Raw genomic sequence first — 19941 nt, forward strand, 5'->3', positions numbered from 1 at the left:
CGCTGCCGGTGCTCTGGCGGGTCATCACAAGAGCCTCAGCTGATTGTCGTCGTCCCTCTGTCGTTCGCGCTGCTGGGCGCCTGTTGTGGTAGCCATCTCGGCCGCGGCCGAGATGCCACTGCGTGTACGCAGCACTCGGGTGAAGGCGATGGAGTCGGGATCATTGTCGGGAAGCCGGTCAGCGAGGAACTGCACCGCGGCCCACAGGTAGGTATCGTCCGCTGACCGCTCGGAGGCCGCGAGGACCTCTCCCATCGCGTTGAGCCCGTCCTCGGAGGCCGCGGCAAGAGCAAGGGCCACATCGATCACAGCGGAGTCGCCGGTGATCTTGCCGGTGAACTGATGGGAGGTCGTGAATCGGACTCCCTTGTCCGCGTCAGGCGCCAGGTCGCGGACGGTTGCCAGGTCGAGGGACGAGGCCAGGGCCTGCCACCGAAGCTCCGACTTTGCCTGAGGCTGCCGGCCGTATAGACGTACCCACCACAGGCCGAATCGGGTGCGGGCGTCGAAGGTCTCGAGAGGCTGGTGGCTGATTTCGACGGCCATCGCTTCCTGAACCGCGGCGCGGGCGAGAGGCAGGAAGGTGTGGATGTCGACGATCTCGCCCCTGGCGTCCAGGACTTCGCTGTAGCGGCCAACGACCTCCATCGCCGGTCCTGCGGCTGCCATCAGCATGTCAGCTGGAGCCAGGCCCCACCGCTCCCAGTCGGGGTAGCGTTCTTTGACGACTTCCTTGATCTCCGCCTCGACTGCGCCCTTTCGACCCGGGGGTCGGCCTTCGGGTGCCGGCCGGCAGGCCATGGTCAGCGTCGTCACGATGTTGGTAAACCCGACCTTGCCGCCCGGCTCGGTCTTGGCTGGCCAGGCGCCGGTTAGGACAAGGCCGGCGTCGCGGATCGCGGTGAGTAGCCGCTGCCAGACCTCCGGTTCACCGTGGCCGAAGACGATCGTCACGACCCCATCAGCCTCGACGACACGCTGGGCCTCGTGGAAGGCCTCGGTGATCAGCTTGTCGTAGTGCTGGCGGTTGCGGTGGTCGTTGTTACTGGTGCCGCCCTTCTTAACGATGATCTCGTCCTGCTTCTCCTGCACCCCAAACTTGTGGGCTGTCATACCGAGCTCTGGCCAGGACTCAGACAGGGCGCGCTTGATCCACACGTAGAACAGGTCGCTGGCATCGCTGTAGTCGATCATTGCGTCGTACGGCGGGTCGGTGACAACAGCGGAGATGCTCCGGCCCCGGAAGGGAAGGCTCGTCGCGGATCCCCGGACGACCTCTGTGGGTTGTGCGGTGCGCGGGGGCATGGTCGACCGCAGCGAGCTGAGGGTGCCTGCGGCGACTGAGCGCCAGCTGCCCGGTCCGTCAGCCAGGCCGACCTCGAAGTAGTCGAAGGAGAAGTTGAGGCTCGACTCCGTCGCGAAGATGTCATGAACACCAGCTCGGCTGACGTCGAGTGTGCAGCCGCGGGTGGCGCGTCGGATCTTGCGGGCCAGTGCCGCTGCCGCGTAGCCAGTCAGGGCTCGCACGTACTCGTCGCTGTTGCCCTGCTTGGCCAGCTCGGCGCCGATGTCTCGGATCGCCCGGGCAAGGGTGACGAAGGAGAGGGACTGCCGGGCATTCATCATGTCCCCGTAGATGCGGGCACCATACACAGTGGCCTGAATTGTCCAGGTGTTGCCGGCGGGGATCCGCTCATCAGGAACGGCGGTGAGGAACGGGCCGAAGCCCGGCTGCTCTCGAACAGTCGCAGTGGCTGCTTCGATTGCGGTGAGCTCCTCCGGCTCCAGCGCGCGGTAGGATTTGCCCACGTCAGGGTCGATGTCGGCGGCAAGGAGCGGAGCGTCGCGGCCCAGGCCCTCGTCGAGAATCCTCATCTGGACCTGCCGATCGTGGGCATGTCCGCAGAACGAGCACACGGCAAGCCGTCCGTTGCTGTCGTACTTGCTTCGCCCTGGTGGCACTTGCCGCGTGGGAGCTCGCCGAGGGGTGCCCTCGTGAACGACTACATCCCAGGTGCCTGTCGCGACGTCGGCGTCGATGTAGTACGACTGACCCGGGTCGTGGAAGGCGGACTTGGTGGCCCGGTTCTTCCGGGCGCTCGGTTTGCGGAGATCCAGCTGACCGATGAGCGGGAAGTGACGGGAGCACTCCTGGCAGGGGATCGTGACCGCCCACAGAGTGCCCCACGCATCGCGACCGTTGATCGGTGGATAGTAAGAGCCCATCGCGTTTCGGTGGCGTACCTCGATCTCGTCGATGATCCGCTCGACGTCATTCACCAGCCGTGGTGTGGTGTCGACGAGTGCATCGCTGGCCTGCCCATACGGCAGCTCAGGCTCGTCGTCCCAGTCGCGGAACGGGTAGTCGGCAAGCAGCCGTGAGGCGAGAACCGCGACAGGGCTGTAGTCGATCGCCTGTGCGGGGAGGCCGAGACGTGCCGTCTCCAGCGGGATCATCCCGCGGCCGGAGAATGGGTCGAGGGTGCTGACGGCTTCCAGTGAGCTGCGCAGGATCTCAGCGCGGAGCTCAGCAGCCTTCTCGTACCGGCCGGTCATCGCGTCCCGGACCAGCTGCTGCAGCCGAGCTTGCTCGGTGACGTCGTCAGGCCACGGGAGGAGCGAACAGATCGTGGCCGCCTTCGCCTGGGCGGTCGGCCGCTTGGCGAACCAGGTCATGATGCCGACCTCGGCGTTGCCGCTGCCCCACCCGGACTTGCTGTTCGCTGAGACCTCAGCGCAGGGGAACCAGCGTTCGATCATGCGGGTCATACGTTGCTCCCGGGGGCGTTCTTGAGACTGCTGCCAGGCACGCGGAAGATCGCGTCGCCGGTCATGTCGGTGGCGAACAGGGTCGCGGGATCCTCGTAGGCGCCGAAGAATCGGCCTATGCCATCGGCGCATGCGTCGACGACGTACAGCCAATATTCCTTGCGGTGCTGGGTTGCGATGAGGACTTCGTTGCCGGTCATCCGGATGCCATCGCTGGCGGCGCTGCCGAGCACGCCTTTTACCTCGACGTGGCGAGCCTGGCTGTTGCGGCGGGCGTCGAGGTCGTAGCCGCGGCCCTCGGTGTGGACGTCCTCCACGGTCCAGCCGTCGTTCTGCAGCAGCTGTTGGACGTGCTTCATCGAGACCATTTCGGCGTCGATCTCGGCCTGGATGCTGGGGTCGGCGGCGGCAAGGACGCGGAGCCGGCCTACGAGCTTTGGTTCGGTGAGCTGGACGTCGACCAGCCGCTCGAGTTCCCCGAGCCGCTCAATCGTCTGCTCCTGGAGTCGTTTACGGAGGGCGAGTCGGGTGTCGCGGTCTTTGATGCTGTCAGTGAGGCTGAGCGGCAGGTTAGTAAGGTCTTTGCGGGCTTGGGCGAACCAGTCTGTCCGGACACTGCGGTGCTGGGCAACTGTATCCTCCGCGACCGCGGCAGCGGCTTGACCGGCACTGTCCTGCCGGGCGGGATGGGACCCTGTGCCGGGCCCGGTGGTCGAAACGAGGTTGGCGAGCGTTTCCCAGCGCACTGCGCGGGCGTTGCCGCTATCGTCGACCTTGATCAGGGCGGCCCAGATGCTCGCACGTTTGCCGTCGCTCTCGGTCATGGTCGCCTCATAGGCGTAGAGGTCGTACGGGGTGAGACTGGTTGGGTCCTCGGCCGCGCCGGACTGGTAAATGTCTTCGGCGAGAACGTGGTCAGCGAGCTTGATGAGGTCGGTGAAGCCTGGCTCGCCGGGGCCGAGTGTGACGGTGTCGCCGACGTCGATGTGCTCGGCGGCCTCACGCACCACATCGCCACTTGTGGCGATATGGACCTCGTCCCCGCCGCCCAGGCTGGCAGGGAGCGTGCCGCTGGTGAGGGCGAGCCGCCGGAAGCCGGGGCCAGCGGCGGTGGGCTCAGCGCGCAGGAGGTTGGCTGCGGCGAGCCGGTCGAGGTAGGCCTCGACGATGGCTGGGTTGATGCGGGCGAACAGGTCGCGTTGCAACAGTGTGAGTGCCGCGACGGCGTCGACCTGGCTGGCGAGCTTGCGCTCCGTATCTCGCACTTGACGGGCGGCCCGGGTCAGTTCGTGCGCCTGGATCGCCCTGGCCGCCTCGATCGCGTTCTGCTTCTTTGCCTCGTCGTTGCCGTAGAGGTCGGATAGCCACTTGTCGTAGTCGACGCCGGTGATCTCGGCGACAGCCGACAGACTGTCGAACATCTGTCCGCGCAGCTCGTTTGCGGCGGTGACGAAATTGTCGAGGAGACGCAGTAGTGTCTCGCCTTCTCGAGTGTCGGTGGCGACGAGGTTATAGAGGAAGACATCGCGGTGCTGGCCGACGCGGTGGATGCGGCCCATGCGCTGCTCAAGCCGGACGAGCGACCAGGGAATGTCGTAGTTGACCAGGACGTGTGCAGCCTGCAGGTCGATGCCCTCGTTGCCGGCGTCGGTAGTGACGATGACCTGGAACTCACCGCGCATGAAGGATTTGCGAACCTCGTCGCGGTCGGCTTTGCTCTGGCGGCCGGAGTACAGCCGTGCGGTGTACCCCTGGGTCCGCAGTCGTTGGGTGATCCACTCGGCCGAGTCGGCGTACTCGGTGAAGACGACGGCCTGTTCGGTGTTGCTTGGGTGGATGCCGTGCTTGCCGAGGCAATCGTCGGTGAGTCGCTTCCATTTCGACGGCTGCACGGTGGGGTCGTTGACTGTGGCATCGATCTGGTCGACGAGGGCCTTGATGCCGGCACGCTCGGCGCGACTTGCGGTCGAGGCCGCGTGCACGACCTTGGCCTCATCGATCTCGGTCTCGTCACCCTGGTCTTCTCGGTCGGCATTAAGTGCGGCCTCGGCTTCGCTCATCTGGCCCATGTGGGCATGTCTGCGGCGCAGTGTCTCGGCGAGGGCGTGAAGGCTGGAGGCGGCACGTTTGCCGTAGACCATGCGGGCCAGAGGCTGCGCGGTGGGCGGGAAGTATTGATCGACCATGTCGAGGGCGGCTTGGTAGTAGCCGTACTCGACCTGCGACAGCGGCACGCTGTAATTGTGGGCCGTGCGGCCTTTGAACAGCCGTGTCTTGCCGTCGTAGTCGACCAGGTCCTCTTTCATGCGGCGCAGGAAGTGGATCGGCCCGGGGCGGAGCGCACTCAACTCGATGTTCGGATCAGTGCCTGGGTCGGGATAGATGGCAGGGTCCACCAGGTGGAGTAGGTGCCGGAACAACCACTCCTTGCCGCGGTGCGGTGTTGCGGTCATCAGCAGCGCGCGGGGGGTGTTCTTAGCAAGCAGCCGACCGACCTGATGAAAGCCTGCAGCGGTCGGGGTGAGCCGGTGCGCCTCGTCGAAGACCACGAGATCCCATCCTGCCCGGTCCGGTCGGATCGCGTCCTGGACAGCAGGGTTGACTGCGGCGAGTTCGAGACTGACTACCCAGAGGTCGTTGCTATTGAGTGCGTTCTCGCGCACGGTCGCTGAGGTAAGCTGCCGCAGGCCGCCGCCGAGGAGCCGGTGGAAGTCGTCGACCCACTTGGTGGCCAGGTTCGCCGGACAGACGATGATCGCTCGCTTGACCAGGCCGAGTCTTTGCATCTCCCTCAGGTAGAGCCCAGCCATGATGGTCTTACCGGTGCCCGGCTCGTCTGCGAGCAGGAACCGCAACAGTGGCTGCGGCAGCATCGCCCCGTATACGGCAGTGGTCTGGTGCGCATACGGCTTGAGCGGAGTGGACGCCATCGCGCTCGATTCCGCGTTGGTCGCTGCGGCATCCATCCACCGCGTCCACATGCCGGCCAGGACCCTGGCCGAGTCAGCCTGCCCGTCGCTGACGAGAGCCCGGACCATCGCCGTATCGCCGGCGGCCAGATTTACCTCATGGCGTCTTTCGTCGTCGTCAATAAGGATCAGATCGAATGAGCCCGGCTGCTCGCCGGGGATCACGAACCGGACCGTGGCGAAATCGGGCACGCCGGCCGCGGACACACGGACCCGCTGCCCCTTCTCAAACACCGGCTGCCCCCTTCCAGTACAAGGTGTCAATGTAACCGTGTCCAGCGATCCGCTGATTGCCTGCGAGGCCGACACCCAGGTGCCGAGTGCCGGTCTCTCGGGCCGGCCTAGTTCGACCATGTCATCACTGCTCGTAGTCGGTACACCTTACTAACACCGCGCCGCCGCTTGCTCCCACACCATGGCGGGAGGTTGCCACATGGAACTCCGCATGAAGCGGGGCGTGTGGAATTGACTATGACGACGCTATACGTGCTGACGACTTGCGCCAGCTGCTCCGCGACCGCAACCCCGTTGTGGTGGTTGGCCGCATCCGGCCGGACCTTGGCGCCAAGAACATCGTCGACCTCAACGGCGAGCCCGATGGTGCACTGCTCCTTCAGTAGGAGGTGGGGGCCACCTGCGCCCGCAGGCCTTGGCGAATAGCTGGCGATGTCGGCACTCATCTGACATGAGGAGCAGGTTAGGCGGGCGATAGCTGACCTCGCAGTCGTGGAGTGTCTGAGAAGCCAACGGATCTCAGTACCTGGTAGCGCAGACCGAATCGGCCCTTGCGCACTCGCCGCGCGCGATGTGTCGGATCGCTATCCCCATGGACGCCTGTGCTTAGCCTTGCGGCACTGATTCCGGAGATTGGGTGCGATAGCCCGCACAGGTGCTGACGGGATCCCGAACACCTCTATGAGACGGCAACGATCGCGTGGACACACAGCGCAGGTCATTAAGCACGCCGAGCCGGTCTACCGCGTCCAGGATCCATATGCGCCACGACGGCCGAGCCGCTCGGAGCGTGGGAGCACAAGCGTGCCGACCACCGTGCAGACCCGTTTGGTCTGCCTGCGTGCCGAGTCAGACCCGGATAGGCTGCCACCGGCTCGAGCCACTCATCATCACATCGCAGCGCGTTCGGTCCGTTGACGAGAGCAGCGAGCTCGATCTCCTGCAGACCCTGCAGACGGCGGACCACTTCCGCGGCGTACGGATCCGGTGTTGTAGACCGACAGCGTCGCATTGTGGACTCCTCCCCTGGGGGATGTATCGGGATCTCAGCGCCGTTTGTTACATGGCGCTACGGAGCCAGGAGCCGCGCTCAGTAAACCGGCTGATGCCGGCACCGTGTGCCCGAACTTCTCTGGCGCTCGCAGCCTGGCCGAGTCCAGTGACGCGTACGCCAGGACTTTTCAGTCAGCCGATATCAGACCAGAATCGCAGTGTGATTGTTGCTCTAAGGGTCGCCCGTGCGCTCCTACTGACTGCTTCGACGGTGGTCGTCACGCTCGCGCAACTCAATCTGCCGAGCGGCTTCTGGGCTGGTCATAAGGAGATGCAGGTCGCGAGCGTAATCGTGCTCGCGGTTGTCGTCCTCGTTGACACCAGCAACGAGGTGAACTACCTCCTGCAGGCTCGCGAGATCCAGGACTATGACAAAGATCTGCGGTCGGTTCTCAGCGCTGCAGCGGGCGGCATGGTGGACTTGGGCGTCCCTTGGGACGAAGCCACAGTCCGCTGTTACCGCCGTCGTAGCTGGCTGTTCGGACGGCGACTCGGATTGGTGGGCGGGATCAAGGCCGGCGCCGACGTCGAAGAACCCCGTCACCTCATCAGGTCGGGTGTAGGACTCGTCGGTACCGCCTTCAAGGATCAGGAAATCGTTGCTGAGGAGTGGGCTGAGTTCGTTCGACAGGGAAAGGCCGAGGGACGTGCTCTCTGGGAGAGGCGCGCATCACAGGAACGCTTTGGAATGACCTGGGGACATTTGCAGCATCAAACCTCGCAGCCCGACGGCATGGTCGCGAGCCCAACCTTCCCGGCCAGCGGCAGACCGAACGGATGCGTCTTACTCAGCGGTCCCCTGAAACGTCCTGAGCTTGAGAGTGAGGGCATCCGGCGCATACTGGAAGACCTAGCAACATCACTCGACCGCATCGGGCCGCCGCCGAGGGGATGGTGGAGAGCACATGAACGCTGATCGACCCGGCATGAGGCAGCCTGCGGTGCGGCCGGGACAGGTTTCCGCGGCATTCGTTGATCGGGCGAGCAAGTACGGAGCTTCACCGCGACTGCTTCGCAAACTAGGCGAGGTCGCCACAGATGATCCGATGCCAAGAGATGATGCCCAGCCTTCGCTGGCCAGCGGCTTTGAGATGTCCGAGGAATCTCGGTTGGCTGAGGCCCCGAGCAAGATGGCTGAGAAGCTGATCACGGCCATCAAGCGAGGAAACGTGGGTCGCGCGATCCCGCTCGTTCGAGGGATGCACATTCGGGACATCGAAGTCCAAGGTCTTGACATCATCATCCACGACAAGATGGTCGGCACAACTGGCCTCTACGAGGTGAAGCGTAACGCGTGGATCGACTCAGGATCGGAGGGCGAGAGCCCCAAGCAGGACCTCGACCTACCAGTGGGACGTCCATTGACTGTATTCATTTCTTCCGCGGACGACGACGTTCACGTATCCGATCTGACTGCCTTCATCCGTGGGGATGCTGGTCACTACCGCGGGGCTCTCATTGATGACGCCGGCCGCGTCATCGCGGAAGGCGCCGATGTCCCCACGAAGCGAGCCGCGCTCGACAGCCTCGACATCCTGATCGATGAGGCTGTCGACTTGGACGAATGACGGCGCCCGAAGGAACGACCTCTCTCGCTCGCCGTCGGCGCGCTGGAGTCGTTCTGGGATGGCTGGGCACGTCGGGTCCCCAACGAGCCGCCGGTAGCGCTGTGAGCTCGCGCATCGCCAGTAGCTGGGCGTGTTACTGAAGCGATACCTGGCAACGGTCCGTTAACCCGTCATCCCGAGGCTGCCGGGCGCATCGATCCCAGCTTCGTTGGCGTCTTGCGGCCGCCTGTCAGGCGCGAGCGAATTATGGCACCATTGTGCCGATGTCCGAGGGGGCCTGGGCATGGAACTGTCTGTGGTGCGAGATTGTTGTCGGCAACAAGAAAATCGCTTGTAGTGTGCCTCGGCGTTCACGGATGAGCGTAGGTAGAGACTATGGCAGGCGGGCCCTGCGCAGAGTCGTCAGACGACCTGCGATCGTCACTTGTTGACGGAGCCCGGTACGCCACCTCCGCTTGCCGGCCGTCTGCGGCCACAACGAGCTTTGTGGGCAACGAGCGGGCAACTTGTGCCGGGCACCGCACTTAAGTAGGGGCCGAGCCGGTCACCTGTCCGATTCCACGACGTAGGCCGAGCCCATCTAGGCGCTACTCTCGGGATCGTCTGAGTCAGACTTCTCTACATCCGCGCCCGTGGGGGGCTCGTCTGGCTCTTTCGACACCTCCAAGCCACGTTCAATGTCGATGAGGAACTGGTCACTGGCTACGTAGCCCCGTAGGTCCTCCACAGTCCCTACTGCTTCGTAGTAGGACGCATCGATGCGTCGTGGAAGCACCCATGAACCAAGATCTGTACTCAAGTCCGATCGCCACCCCTCCCCCTGATCGTCTGAAGCATTGCGCTCAGCCATCTCGCGATCCTCTTTAGTTGTTATGAAATTGTAACACGCCATCATAGTTCCGCCTCGGCCTATCTTTCAAGGAGTCGACCCGCGCGATCGGTTGGGCGGTCGAGAACTGCGGCGTATAGCAGTGCACGACGAAGCCAGCTGTAGCTGATCCACCAGAAGTTCAACAGCGCTGCTCCAGCGAGCCAGGCCCAGACACCTCTGGCTCCAAGGATGTTCAATCCGTGCATCCAATGCGGGCTGCTGATCGCTCCCAGGTAGTACGACGCTGCAGCTAGAGATAGCAGGAAGCTCGTGACGGAGCTCAGCCGGGCAGCAGCTGTCCCGCCAAAAGGCAAGCTACCTCGATCGAGACCGACCCAAGCGGCCGCGACTCCCGGCAAGGCCAGCAGGATGGCCATGAGGTCGCCTCGAGGTTCGGCATCGGGGAACGAGCTCGACGATGCGAGAATGCCGGCGATCGTAATGAGCACGGCCGACGCGAGAGCCGAGACCGTTGCTGCACCGAGCGAGCCCGGCGTCCTTTCAAAGAATGCTATTCGCAGCACCTGCTCGATCGATCCGCGGGACGCATCTCTGACATAGAGGTGCGTATATCTTTGCCCCAGTCGAGACCTAAGTCTGGCATATCCAGAGTGCTCGGAATCGTAGCCATCTAACGTCTGCCGAGCCAGATACGTCGACGGCGGTCCCATGAACTCCATGTGATAGCTCTTGGAGAGATGTGATTTTTCAATCGGGATATCGAACTGGGCGGGACGAACTCCAACGAAGCGTCGAACATGTTCAATTACCCATGCAACATAAGGCCATCTGAAGCGAGGGCGATTATGTGGCAAGATCCGGCGTTCAGTTGTGATAATAAGGCGATGCTCCGAATGGCTCGTCTTAACCGTAGTTTTAGCGTCGGGCTTCGCTGCGGCTTCACTCTCATTCATAGGCTTCACTTCAGCAATGACGGCATAGTGAACCGTGAGAATATTTGCGATCGCTATAACTAAAGCTTTGGTCTGCCCGTTCTTCCAATCTAGCGCCGAGATTGCTTTTACAACCTCCCCCTGCTCCGCGCGATCTTCGTCAGTACTAGGCGCTCGGCTGACGATCAGATTCATCAGGCGTTCTTCGACATTCGCCCTGAACTCCTGCCCCACCAGCTTGCTCTCGGAGTTGGCGAGCGAGCGCAGCAGCGCGGCTACCAACTGAACGTAGTCCCCATACGCCAGTGTCGGCAGCTCCGAGCCATCGCCCGTGGTGATGTGGAAGTCATCGAATAAGGTCCCCTTCTCCACCAGTGTGAAGGGGACGTATCTGGCTCTCGCGTATGCAGCCGGCAGTCGGAGCGTGTAGGCGGTGCGAAATTGAGTGGAGCGAGCCAAGGGCGTTAATGATTCGCGAATTCTGGAAAAAAGGAGAGACGGAAAGAGTATCGCTTTGCAAAGCAGTGCAACCTCAACCCCAGCTAGCGTGTCATCCTTCCATTCTTCAAAGTCGTGGACCTGTACAGCACGCCCCGGTCCAAACTGCTCTTTCTTGAAGCCGAGAGCAAAGTCGCGCTGTACCACGATGGCCGCGGCCATCGCGCACGCCACTGAGGCCACCAGGGTCAATACTCCCGACAGCCACACCTTATATGCGAGACAGATGACTCCGACTATCGATAATGAGAATGCTAACGAAAGGAGTGCAAGTTGCGTCCCTCGCTTACCACCAAAACCTGCCTTATCGCCTGAACTTGCCAAGGCTCGACACCGCCCTCACGTCGGATTCACGTGCCACCCATTCACCCGACCGACACTGAGAGTATTTGGCGCACCCCAGAGCATGCTTCCGCTGCTTAGCCATACATTCCCCCCACAGGAACCACGATGGCGAGTGCCTCGACCATCGGCTATGCAGGCACTATGCACCGGTCACACAGCGTTGCCAAGAGGACGGTCGCAGAAAGTAGTAACGAATCAACGCACCGACTGCGACTCCGGCGATCCGTGTATTCATTGCTCGCCTCAACCAGTCAAACGCTCGATCACGAGGCGATGCAGAATCTTCGCTGCCGGACGCCGAGGCGGCATTGAAGCCAGTACTCAGCGCGACATGCACGGCTACCCACATCACTCTGGTCAAGGAGCGCAGCCCGCTGCAAGCTTGCTGCGGGGCGGGCTGGGCGGGACGCCTCGTTGGTCGCCGTACTTATATTGCCCGACCTTGTTGGTCACGAAGTCGTACGTTCCGCCGGAGCATGACTTGGCGGATCGTCTCTCCATTGACGCCGAGCCGCTCGCCGACGCGCTTAACGAGAGCCCTGTGGCGTATAGCCGCTCAGCCCCGTCCTCCTGGTCCAGTGAGAGTCTTTTCGGTCGCATCTCAATCCCGTTCCGCCGCAGGATCAGCTCGGCCACCTGCGGGTTGATGCCGAACTGCGTTCCGAGCTCCCGCAACTTCGGCCCCTGCTCGGTAGCCGGCGATCAGCTGCTCGGTCTCCTGGGCGTTGAGTGGCTTCGACGTTCGTGCCCGATTCCGCGGTTTGGCCGCTGGTGCATGCTCAGTTGCCTGCTTCGGCAGCTCCTTGACCAGTCGTTCCGGGTCTCTGATCTGCGCGTTTGTGTTGTAACGCGGTCCCCGCAGGTCCACCAAAGTGTCCTACTCACACCCGACCTCGGCGAATCTCGCCGGGGCTTCGTGTTGTCCATGCGTTCCTCGCAGCCGTCTGGTCATCCGTGGAAGGGGTTTGGGCGCAGAGAACGGTTCGTTGAGCTGGGCGTCGGCACGCTTCGGTCATCGCCGATCAGCTGCTTCCTGAAAGCCCAGGTTGATCTGACCGCGGACGCCTGGGGGAACGCCGTCGTAATGGTGCGGTGGGCGGCGCTAGCCAGGGTTGCATCGACTAGCGACACGGTGTCCTGGCTGGTGGCGCCAGCGGCCTCGACGAGGTGAGTGCGGCTGTGAGGCAGCGCAGCCGCTGGTCAGCAGTTCCTTGGGAACGCCTCGGCGTACGTATTGTCGAGTAGATCCAATCGATCGTTCTGCAGTTGCGTCTTTGCGACGTCGGGGCTCACGAAGCTGAACCACCTGCGGCTTCAGCACACCGAGCCGAGCGGGGTCGTTGCGGTCAATCGAGGCTGCGCCGGTCAGTAGCATCGGCGGGCTTGCGGTGACGTCTGCGGACCCACCGGTGGGTCTTTTGAGTCGTCAGGTGTCCGCCTTAACTCAGCAGAATCAGCAGAAGGCGATGGCAATGTATGGTCACCGATGCGCATCCCAGCTGCGTGAATCTGCAGATCACGGGTAGATTCCATAATTGATGACGAACGATGAGCGAATTCTTGCCAGTTTCCGCGGGTTGTGGGTTCGAGTCCGACGGGGCCTACAAACTCGCCTGGGCGCGGTGCACGTGGCTTCTGGCAATTGGGTGGCCGCGATCGAGGATTACAGGTCCGGGCGTGTGGCTGGGAGAGTGCGCGCCCCGCGATCGTCGGGCGGGTGGGTTGCCCAGCCTAGGAGTCGAGCGGGCGAGGGATCCGGCGGGTTTGCATCGTGCACGCAGTGGTTGGCGGGGGCTCCTTCAGTTGCTCGGATCGGGCTTTAGGGCGCGGACCAGCGTAGGTGGCCCTCGTCTACCTATGACAGGTGCGGAGAAAGGCGTTGGGTCGGGCGCAGGGCTGTGTTTGCGTGGGGTTGGAGGGCAGGGCCGTCCTTCTGTGAGGGCGCACGCGGTGTCGTTGATTAACTCGTTCACGCTGGTCCAGCACGGCGCCGGTGCTGTGCCTGCCTCGACGTACCACTGGCAGACGCATCCGAACCGGTCGTTGTCGCGTAGGTCGACGTACAGGGGGTCGGCGTCGGGCTTGTCGGCGAACGGGAGGGAGCTGTCTAGCCAGTCCGTTGTTGGGCGCGCGGCCGGCTCGCTGTTTTCTGGCCAGGGGCGGGACCGGAGAGGTGCGCTGGATCTCTTGCAGCATTTGTCTGATCGACGGCATGTCCATCAGCGGGACGAGGTTGTAGAGCGTTGGGATGAGCGATCCTCGGACCGCTCGGTGCTCCTTGCAGTTGGCGAGCCCTAGCAGCTTGACCAGGTCGGCCGGGAGGGGACGATTGATCGTGGCCTGGAGGTCGCGGACGCCGCGGGTGGGTTGATGAGTGCAGCCTTGGCCGGGTGGTTGGTGGCGAGCCAGCCGGCGATCCGCGAGCAGGACGTGGTGACGGTCACCCGAGGGTCCTGGCCTGGTTCGGTGCAACATTCGGGTGACGGGCGGACTGCGGGCGAAAGACATGCCGTAGTTGTGCGCTCGGCCTCTGTGCAGGCTGAACAGCAGGGCTGGTAGGAGTTCGTGCAGTACGCCGGCGTCTGGCGATTCGTGGATGATGTGCCGTGGCGGTCGCATCGCTCATGGCGGCTCAGGGGGCGCGAGCCGGCTCGGGCGACGGTCGCCAGTCTCGTTTGATCAGGCCGTAGACCCACGAGTCGGAGACTTCGCCGTTCACGATGCAGTCTTCCCGCAGCGTTCCTTCGCGCAGGAACCCGAGCTTCTCCAGTACGCGGGCGGATGCCGCGTTGCGTGTGTCGGCCTCAGCTTGAACGCGGTTCAGGTCCAGCGTGTCGAAGGCCCACCCGAGCATGGCGCGCGCGGCTTCTGTCGCGTAGCCGTTGCCCCATGCCGCCTCGTTGAAGCAGTAGCCCAGCGATGCGCTGCGGTAGTCCGGATTCCACCGGCTCAGGCTGCACCAGCCGAGAACGCTCCGTCGGAGACGCGATCTATGGCCAGCCTCGCCCCGGTGCCTTCTTCTGCCATCTGCTGGCAAGCCGCGATGAACCGCCCGGCGCGCTCGCGTTCGCTCCACGGCGGTGAATCCCAGTAGCGCAACACATACGCGCTGCTGTGCATCGCGAAGAGGTCGTTCGCGTCCGCGTCATCGAACGGACGTAGCCGAATGCGGGCCGTGAAAAGCGTAGGTGTGGGCAGCGTCATCTTTCGTCCTGTGATTGGTTGCCGATCAACAAACCATCTGATCCAAAGAGTTACGGGAGGAGGGTTTCTAGGGCTGGGAGGTGGGTGAACATTTCCGGGAGGCCGGTTATGCCGTTGTGGGCTGACTCTTGGGACAGGGCTCGGTCGGGGCCGGTGGTTGTTGTCGTGGCGGATAGGCAGCGGAGGATGTTCCATCTTGTGTGGCCCAGCCAGCCGCTGATCATGAAGACGAACCAGCTTGGGCCGGATGGCGGCAGTTTTCCGCCGGCTGCGACGTACCCGTTGAGGACGGCGTGGAAGATTGTGGGTTCTATGTGGTCGAAGCCAGGGCCTTTTGCGAGGCTTAGTGCGGTTGAGCCGAGTTCGCCGGACAGGTCGAGCATCCCTGAGAGTTCCCAGTCGAGTAGTACCGGCCTGCCGTCTCGAGCGAGTAGGTTCCAGGGTTGGATGTCCTTGTGGGTGAGTACGACGGGGCCTGGTCGTTCGCAGGTTTCGACGAAATCGGCTATCGCGAGGAAGGTCTCGACGTGGGAGGCGAGTTCGTCGGCCCATGGCTGTCCGGTCGCGGCTGCCCGTACGGCGAGTTCGGGCCAGTCTCGTGGCGTCGGCTCCTCGATCGGTTCGTGGGGCCACTCGACGTCTAGCGCGTGGATGCGCGCGAGGATCTCGCCGATCTCGAAGGCGTAGGCCTCCGACACTGGTTCTTCGGGTACCTTCTCGCCCTCGACCCATCGGTGGACGAGTGTGTCGTCGCCGGCCGCGATCGGCTCCGGCATTGGGATGCCGGCCGCGAAGGCTGCTTGCTCGAATCTGAACACGTCCTCGACGGGGTAGGGCCAGCGGCGGTCGGCGAGGTTCAGTTCCTTCACCGCGAACGAACCCTGGTCGGTGTCGAGCCGGTACATCCGGTTGGCGAATCCGCCATGGATGCGGACCATCGGCCCGACCGGAGCGCCGAGCTGCGAAAGGTTCACGGCACGCAATCTAGGCCTCGCAGTTCGGCGATGCACCGGAATTACAGCGTGACGATGATTCTCCCGCGGGTGCGCTCCGCGAAGGTGGCGGGTACGTCGGCCAGGTCGCGGACTGCTGTGACGAGGGGTGTGAGCCTTCCATCGCGTAGGCGTGCAGCCAATTGAGCTGACTGTTCGCGGTCGGGCTCGACGACGAAGAAGATTGCGCGGCCGTTGTCGGGGTGGACGGTCGGCGGGTCGGCGACCGTGACGAGGGTGCCGCCGGGGCGCAGCAGCGCGGTGGATCGGTCGCGGATCTCGCCACCGATCACGTCGAACACCACGTCGACCTCGCCGGCGTCCTCGAGGCGATCGCTGTCCAGGTCGAGGAACTCGTGAGCGCCGAGCGTACCGGCCAGATCCCGGTCGGAAGCCCGGCCGGTTCCGATGATGTGGGCCCCGGTCTCGCGGGCCAGTTGTACGGCGACCGAGCCCACGGAACCGCCCGCGCCGTGGATGAGGACGGTTTGGCCTGCTTGCAGGTGAGCGTGGTCGAACAGCGCTTGCCAAGCCGTCAGGCCAGGCATCACAGCAGCGGCACCGGCGAAGTGGTCGACGTCGGCGGGGAGCGGAGCCAGGTTGCGGGCCTCCACCGCGGTGTACTCGGCGAGCGAACCGTTGCGGGCCCAATCGGTCAGCCCGAAGACCCGTTGGCCGACCGTGAGACCGGTGGTGCCGTAGCCGAGCTCGACGACTACGCCGGACAGTTCGTGGCCGAGGACGCTTGGTGTGCGGTCGCGGCCGGCGCGGTCGACCCAGGTCCCGGGCCATTCCGGCTCGCCTCGGAGGAAGCCGGCGGCGTGGACCTGCACGATGACGTCGTTCTCGGCGGCGCGTGGGTGGGGCAGCTCGGTCAGGGACAGCCCGTAATCCTCGGCCTCGCGGTCCCGGACAGTGATGGCACGCATGACAATCCTTTGCAGTGGTGGATGTGATGGTTCTCTTCGACCGTAGGCAGCTGCGGCCTGCGATCGCTGGGCCATTCGAAGGCGGTTTCGATGGGCCACCTGTTGCGCTGGTGGCTTGTTACGGTCGGGTGGTGCATGTGCGTCGTCGGACTGTTCTTCTTGGTGTTGCCTCTGTGCCGTTGCTTGTGGCGTGTGGGGAGACTGCGGACAAGGCCGCGCCGAGACTGAAGCTCGAGAAGGTTTGGCAGGCGCCGGTGGTGACGCCGTGGGAGGCGATGCCGGGGCGGGTGCGGTTGGTGGGGGACACCGTCGTGGTCGTTGACGGCACGGGGACGGAAAACGCTCGCGTCTGTTGTTTCAGCGCGGCGGACGGCGCCAAGAAGTGGGTGATCGACGGCAAGCAACCGATCGCGGTTCCGGAGTTGGGGGCCGTCTGGGTTTGTGTCGTCGGTCCTGGATTTCTGGGCTACTCGTCGACGCTGATTCAGCGGCCGGCAGTCCGTGCTGCCGGCGACGTTCTGCCGGTTTCCGCTGCGTCTGCACCCAGGGGTACGGCGACGAGTGGGGTCGTCGGCGTCGACGTACGGACGGGCGATCCGGTCTGGGGTTTTCGGGCCGTGGTGACCCCGTCCAACGATCGCACGATGGTCACGGCGGTGGCCGAGTCCGTCGTACTCGCGACCGTCAGCGCACCGTTCGGCCCTGGCTGGCCGAACCCGGCGCAGTCGCCAACCACGATCGCGCTGGACGCCAAGACCGGCGCCGAGCTGTGGCGTGACGCAGATGTCGTCGGAGTCTCGGGTGACGGGAACTCGGTCGTCGTCGTGAAGCGAACGAACGGGTCCTGGCACATGGAGGTCCGGGATGCGCGGACCGGAGAGGCTCGGTGGACCGGTACGCATCAGTCGCGCGGACCGTACGAACACGGGGGAACGGCCGCGGACCACACCGTGCTGCAACACGCGGACCGTACGGATGTCGACGTGATCCGGTTGTCCGATGGCAAGCCACTCCCTTTCGATCTGGACAACGTGCCGAAGGTGGTGGCGAGCGATCCGCCGTTGCTCGTGTGGGACGGCGGGGTCGCCTGGTGGGCCAAAGGCCCGAACGGCTTCGTCACGCAGACCTTGCCCGAAGGCTCGCCTACGAAGGGGAAGCACCGGCCCAAGGGCCTCGAGTTCACCGCGACGTACGGCGTCGGGCCGTACATCTGGGGCCTCTTCGGCGACACGCAGGCGACCGACAAGAAGGACTACTACCTCGTTGGGACGGGCGCGGTGGACCGCACCGGTGCACCGTGCTCGCCGAGCCTGCAAGGAGTAGCCCTCGCCGACGTCTCCGAGAAAACGCTGGTCGTCGGGCGCAAAGGGTACGTCGAGGTCCACCGCATCACGAATGCTTGAGCGACTAGTTGCTCTCGGCAAAGGAGTCTCGGCGGGCTGTTCCGCGGCTCAGGGCGAGATGTCCGCCGAGGAAGCCCGCAGCTGCGATGACCAGGTTCCCAGCTAGCGCAAGCTTTGTGCCGGTGCGGTGCCTGCCGCGTAGACGCGCGACGAGCGAGCCGGTGAAGAGGAAGATTGCGGTGTCGGCGCCGAGTGCGTGGATCGCGCCGATCCGGCGTTCGGCGCCTGACAGGTCCGCCCAGTCGCCGGCGCCTGCGATGGCTGTCGGTACGGACGCGAGTACTCCGAACCCGGCGAGGAGCGTGGCCCCGCGGCGCGATTGGGATCCACCGGCGAGGTCGAGGAGTGATGTGCCGAGCCAGCAGCCGGTGGTCACGTCGGTCAGCGACGGATGCACGGAATGACCTAGTACGTCGGTGTGCATCGGACTGCGTCGTACCCAGTCGATCAAGGGCGCGTAAGCCAGCTCCTGAGCGCGGGCCACGCGCTCAGCGAGTGAGCTTTCTCCGACCGCGCGAACCGCGCGCTGGGGCAACGGTCTTGACGCCACGCTCTCAAGGTACGGCAAAGCGTGTCGCGCTCGGAAGGACCGCAGTCAGGAGTCATTCAGCAGGGCAGTGCGCTGCTCTGACCCAGTGTTCCGGTTTGATGGGAGTGGCGCGGGTAACTACCTTCTGTAGCGAAACGTGGGCGGTGGGTGCGGAACCGCCTGGTGGGTCTTTGCGTCGGAGTGGTTCGGTGTGAGTCCAGCGCAGGTGGAGGTGGTGCGGCGGTGTTGTTCCGGGTCCTGGGGCCGGTGGAGATCGATGGCACCGATGCGGTCAGCTATATCCGTGCCGACAAGCCCCGTGCGCTGCTGGCGTTGCTGCTGGTGAAGGCGAACACCTGGGTCGCCGTGGGCGAGATCATCGACACGGTCTGGGCCGGTAGGACCCCTCCGGTGTCGGCAGAGCGCAACATCGGCACGTACATCTGGCAGCTCCGCAGGGACCTCCCACCGCTCGGTGCGGACGGCCAGCGGATCGAGAGCCGTTCCAAGGCGTACCGGATCCGCGTGGAGACCGGCGAGCTCGACTCCGATCGGCTGCAGGCGTTGCTGGCGGCAGGCGATCGGGCTCTGACCGCGGGCGACGCGGCGACGGCGCTACAGCACCTGGAGACGGCACAGTCGCTCTGGCGAGGTACGCCGTACGAGGGGCTCGTGACTGACGGGCACCAGCCCGAGGTGGTGCGGCTGGCCGAGCTGCACTGGTCGGTCCGGGAGCGGCTGGCGGATGCGTTGATCGGTACGTCGCGATTCGCCGACGCGATCGCGCTGTGCAAGAGCCTGACGACCGAGGACCCGCTGCGGGAGACGAACTGGGTGCGGCTGCTCGTCGCGTACCGGGACGCGGGGCGGCGTGCTGACGCGTTGGCGACGTACCAGAAGGCGCGGGCCGCGCTTGTGGACGAGCTGGGTACCGAGCCGGGGCCGGAGCTCCGTGCGCTGCAGCAGCAACTGCTGGCCGACGTACCGGAGCAGCCGAAGCCTGAGGCACCTAAAGCCAAAGCCGAGGCGCCTGGACCTGATGCGTACGTGCGGACCGTGCTGGACGCTGCCGCTGCCCTCAACGGACAGCATGCGGCCGCAGCCCGCCACTGGTTCACCACGCGGCAGGTCGAGTTCACTACTGCCATCAGCCAGCTGCTGGCGGCGGATGAGCTCGCCAACGCGTGGCTGCTGACCAGTGCGGTGCACCAGTTCATCGAGACCGGTGCTGACGTGCAGGGCTGGGCTCCGCTGGTCGCTGAGGTCGCTGCTGCGACCAGTGCCGGCAAGGACTGGTACGGCGAACTTATGTCCCGCAACATCCTCGGGATCGCGCAGACGCGGGCCGGTCGGGTGCACGACGCCCGTGCTGAGTTCACTGCCGCGGTGGCGATCGCCTCGGTGCACGGCGACCGCGAAGCCGAAGGTGCTGTGCTGGTCAACCTGGCTCTGGCTGAGGCCAGCGCTGGCGCGCGTCAGCAGGCAGCCGAGTACCTCCGCCGTGCCCTGCGGCTGCTGCCCGAGTCGCCGACGGCAGCCGAGGCCCGTGCGGCTCTGGCCGACCTGGGCGAACCAGAGGACCAGGCACAGTCGACGGTCGCCTCGTGAGGCGGGCTGACGACCGCTTCCGGACGACTCATGGCCGGATGTATCGCCGCTGTACCGCAGCTGGACAAATGAGAGG

At 64.5% G+C, this 19941-nt stretch carries 12 protein-coding genes; 4 read left to right on the forward strand and 8 right to left on the reverse strand.

All coding sequences use genetic code 11. From position 1 onward, the window contains the following. Window positions 1–24: 24 nt before the first annotated feature. Both ACWF0M_RS14195 and ACWF0M_RS14200 read right to left on the reverse strand, forming a co-directional pair. The gene (locus ACWF0M_RS14195) at window positions 25–2457 is read right to left on the reverse strand and encodes a hypothetical protein (protein WP_452236064.1); all 2433 of its coding nucleotides are present in this window, start codon (window positions 2455–2457) and stop codon (window positions 25–27) included. A gap of 308 nt (window positions 2458–2765) precedes the next feature. Further along, a complete protein-coding gene (locus tag ACWF0M_RS14200; protein ID WP_452236065.1) occupies window positions 2766–5972 on the reverse strand; it encodes a helicase-related protein in 3207 nt (1068 codons plus the stop codon). Window positions 5973–7185: 1213 nt separating this feature from the next. Here ACWF0M_RS14200 and ACWF0M_RS14205 point away from each other — a divergent pair. Together ACWF0M_RS14205 and ACWF0M_RS14210 are read left to right on the forward strand one after the other, a co-directional pair. Further along, complete coding sequence (locus ACWF0M_RS14205) at window positions 7186–7941, forward strand: hypothetical protein (RefSeq protein ID WP_452236066.1); 756 nt, start codon at window positions 7186–7188, stop codon at window positions 7939–7941. Next, window positions 7931–8593 carry a hypothetical protein gene (locus ACWF0M_RS14210; protein ID WP_452236067.1) on the forward strand — a complete coding sequence of 221 codons (663 nt, stop codon included), beginning with the start codon at window positions 7931–7933 and terminating at the stop codon, window positions 8591–8593. Before ACWF0M_RS14205 ends, ACWF0M_RS14210 begins: the two co-directional genes overlap by 11 nt. Window positions 8594–9502: 909 nt before the next feature. On the opposite strand, the gene ACWF0M_RS14215 is transcribed toward ACWF0M_RS14210, so the two are convergent. The 5 genes from ACWF0M_RS14215 to ACWF0M_RS14235 form a co-directional block, all read right to left on the reverse strand. Continuing rightward, on the reverse strand, window positions 9503–11017 hold the full coding sequence (locus ACWF0M_RS14215) for a hypothetical protein (RefSeq protein WP_452236068.1): 1515 nt from the start codon (window positions 11015–11017) through the stop codon (window positions 9503–9505). A 2815-nt stretch (window positions 11018–13832) separates the two neighbouring features. Beyond that, entirely contained in the window at window positions 13833–14237 is a 405-nt protein-coding gene (locus ACWF0M_RS14220; RefSeq protein WP_452236100.1) for a GNAT family N-acetyltransferase, read from the reverse strand. Beyond that, window positions 14150–14404 (reverse strand): GNAT family N-acetyltransferase, encoded by a 255-nt coding sequence (locus ACWF0M_RS14225; protein ID WP_452236103.1) that lies wholly within the window; start codon window positions 14402–14404, stop codon window positions 14150–14152. Before ACWF0M_RS14225 ends, ACWF0M_RS14220 begins: the two co-directional genes overlap by 88 nt. A gap of 50 nt (window positions 14405–14454) precedes the next feature. Further along, complete coding sequence (locus tag ACWF0M_RS14230) at window positions 14455–15378, reverse strand: phosphotransferase family protein (protein WP_452236069.1); 924 nt, start codon at window positions 15376–15378, stop codon at window positions 14455–14457. A gap of 41 nt (window positions 15379–15419) precedes the next feature. Continuing rightward, window positions 15420–16325 carry an NADP-dependent oxidoreductase gene (locus tag ACWF0M_RS14235; protein WP_452236070.1) on the reverse strand — a complete coding sequence of 302 codons (906 nt, stop codon included), beginning with the start codon at window positions 16323–16325 and terminating at the stop codon, window positions 15420–15422. A 173-nt stretch (window positions 16326–16498) separates the two neighbouring features. On the opposite strand from ACWF0M_RS14235, the gene ACWF0M_RS14240 reads away from it, so the two are divergent. Next, window positions 16499–17728 carry an outer membrane protein assembly factor BamB family protein gene (locus tag ACWF0M_RS14240; protein WP_452236071.1) on the forward strand — a complete coding sequence of 410 codons (1230 nt, stop codon included), beginning with the start codon at window positions 16499–16501 and terminating at the stop codon, window positions 17726–17728. A gap of 4 nt (window positions 17729–17732) precedes the next feature. Here the strand turns inward: ACWF0M_RS14240 and ACWF0M_RS14245 are convergent, their stop codons facing one another. Beyond that, window positions 17733–18212: a DUF2231 domain-containing protein gene (locus ACWF0M_RS14245; protein WP_452236072.1), complete on the reverse strand. Its 480-nt coding sequence runs from the start codon at window positions 18210–18212 to the stop codon at window positions 17733–17735. Window positions 18213–18500: 288 nt separating this feature from the next. Here ACWF0M_RS14245 and ACWF0M_RS14250 point away from each other — a divergent pair, with 288 nt between their 5' ends. Further along, window positions 18501–19865: a BTAD domain-containing putative transcriptional regulator gene (locus tag ACWF0M_RS14250; protein WP_452236073.1), complete on the forward strand. Its 1365-nt coding sequence runs from the start codon at window positions 18501–18503 to the stop codon at window positions 19863–19865. Window positions 19866–19941 lie beyond the last annotated feature (76 nt).

The organism is Kribbella sp. NPDC055110 (assembly GCF_053607525.1).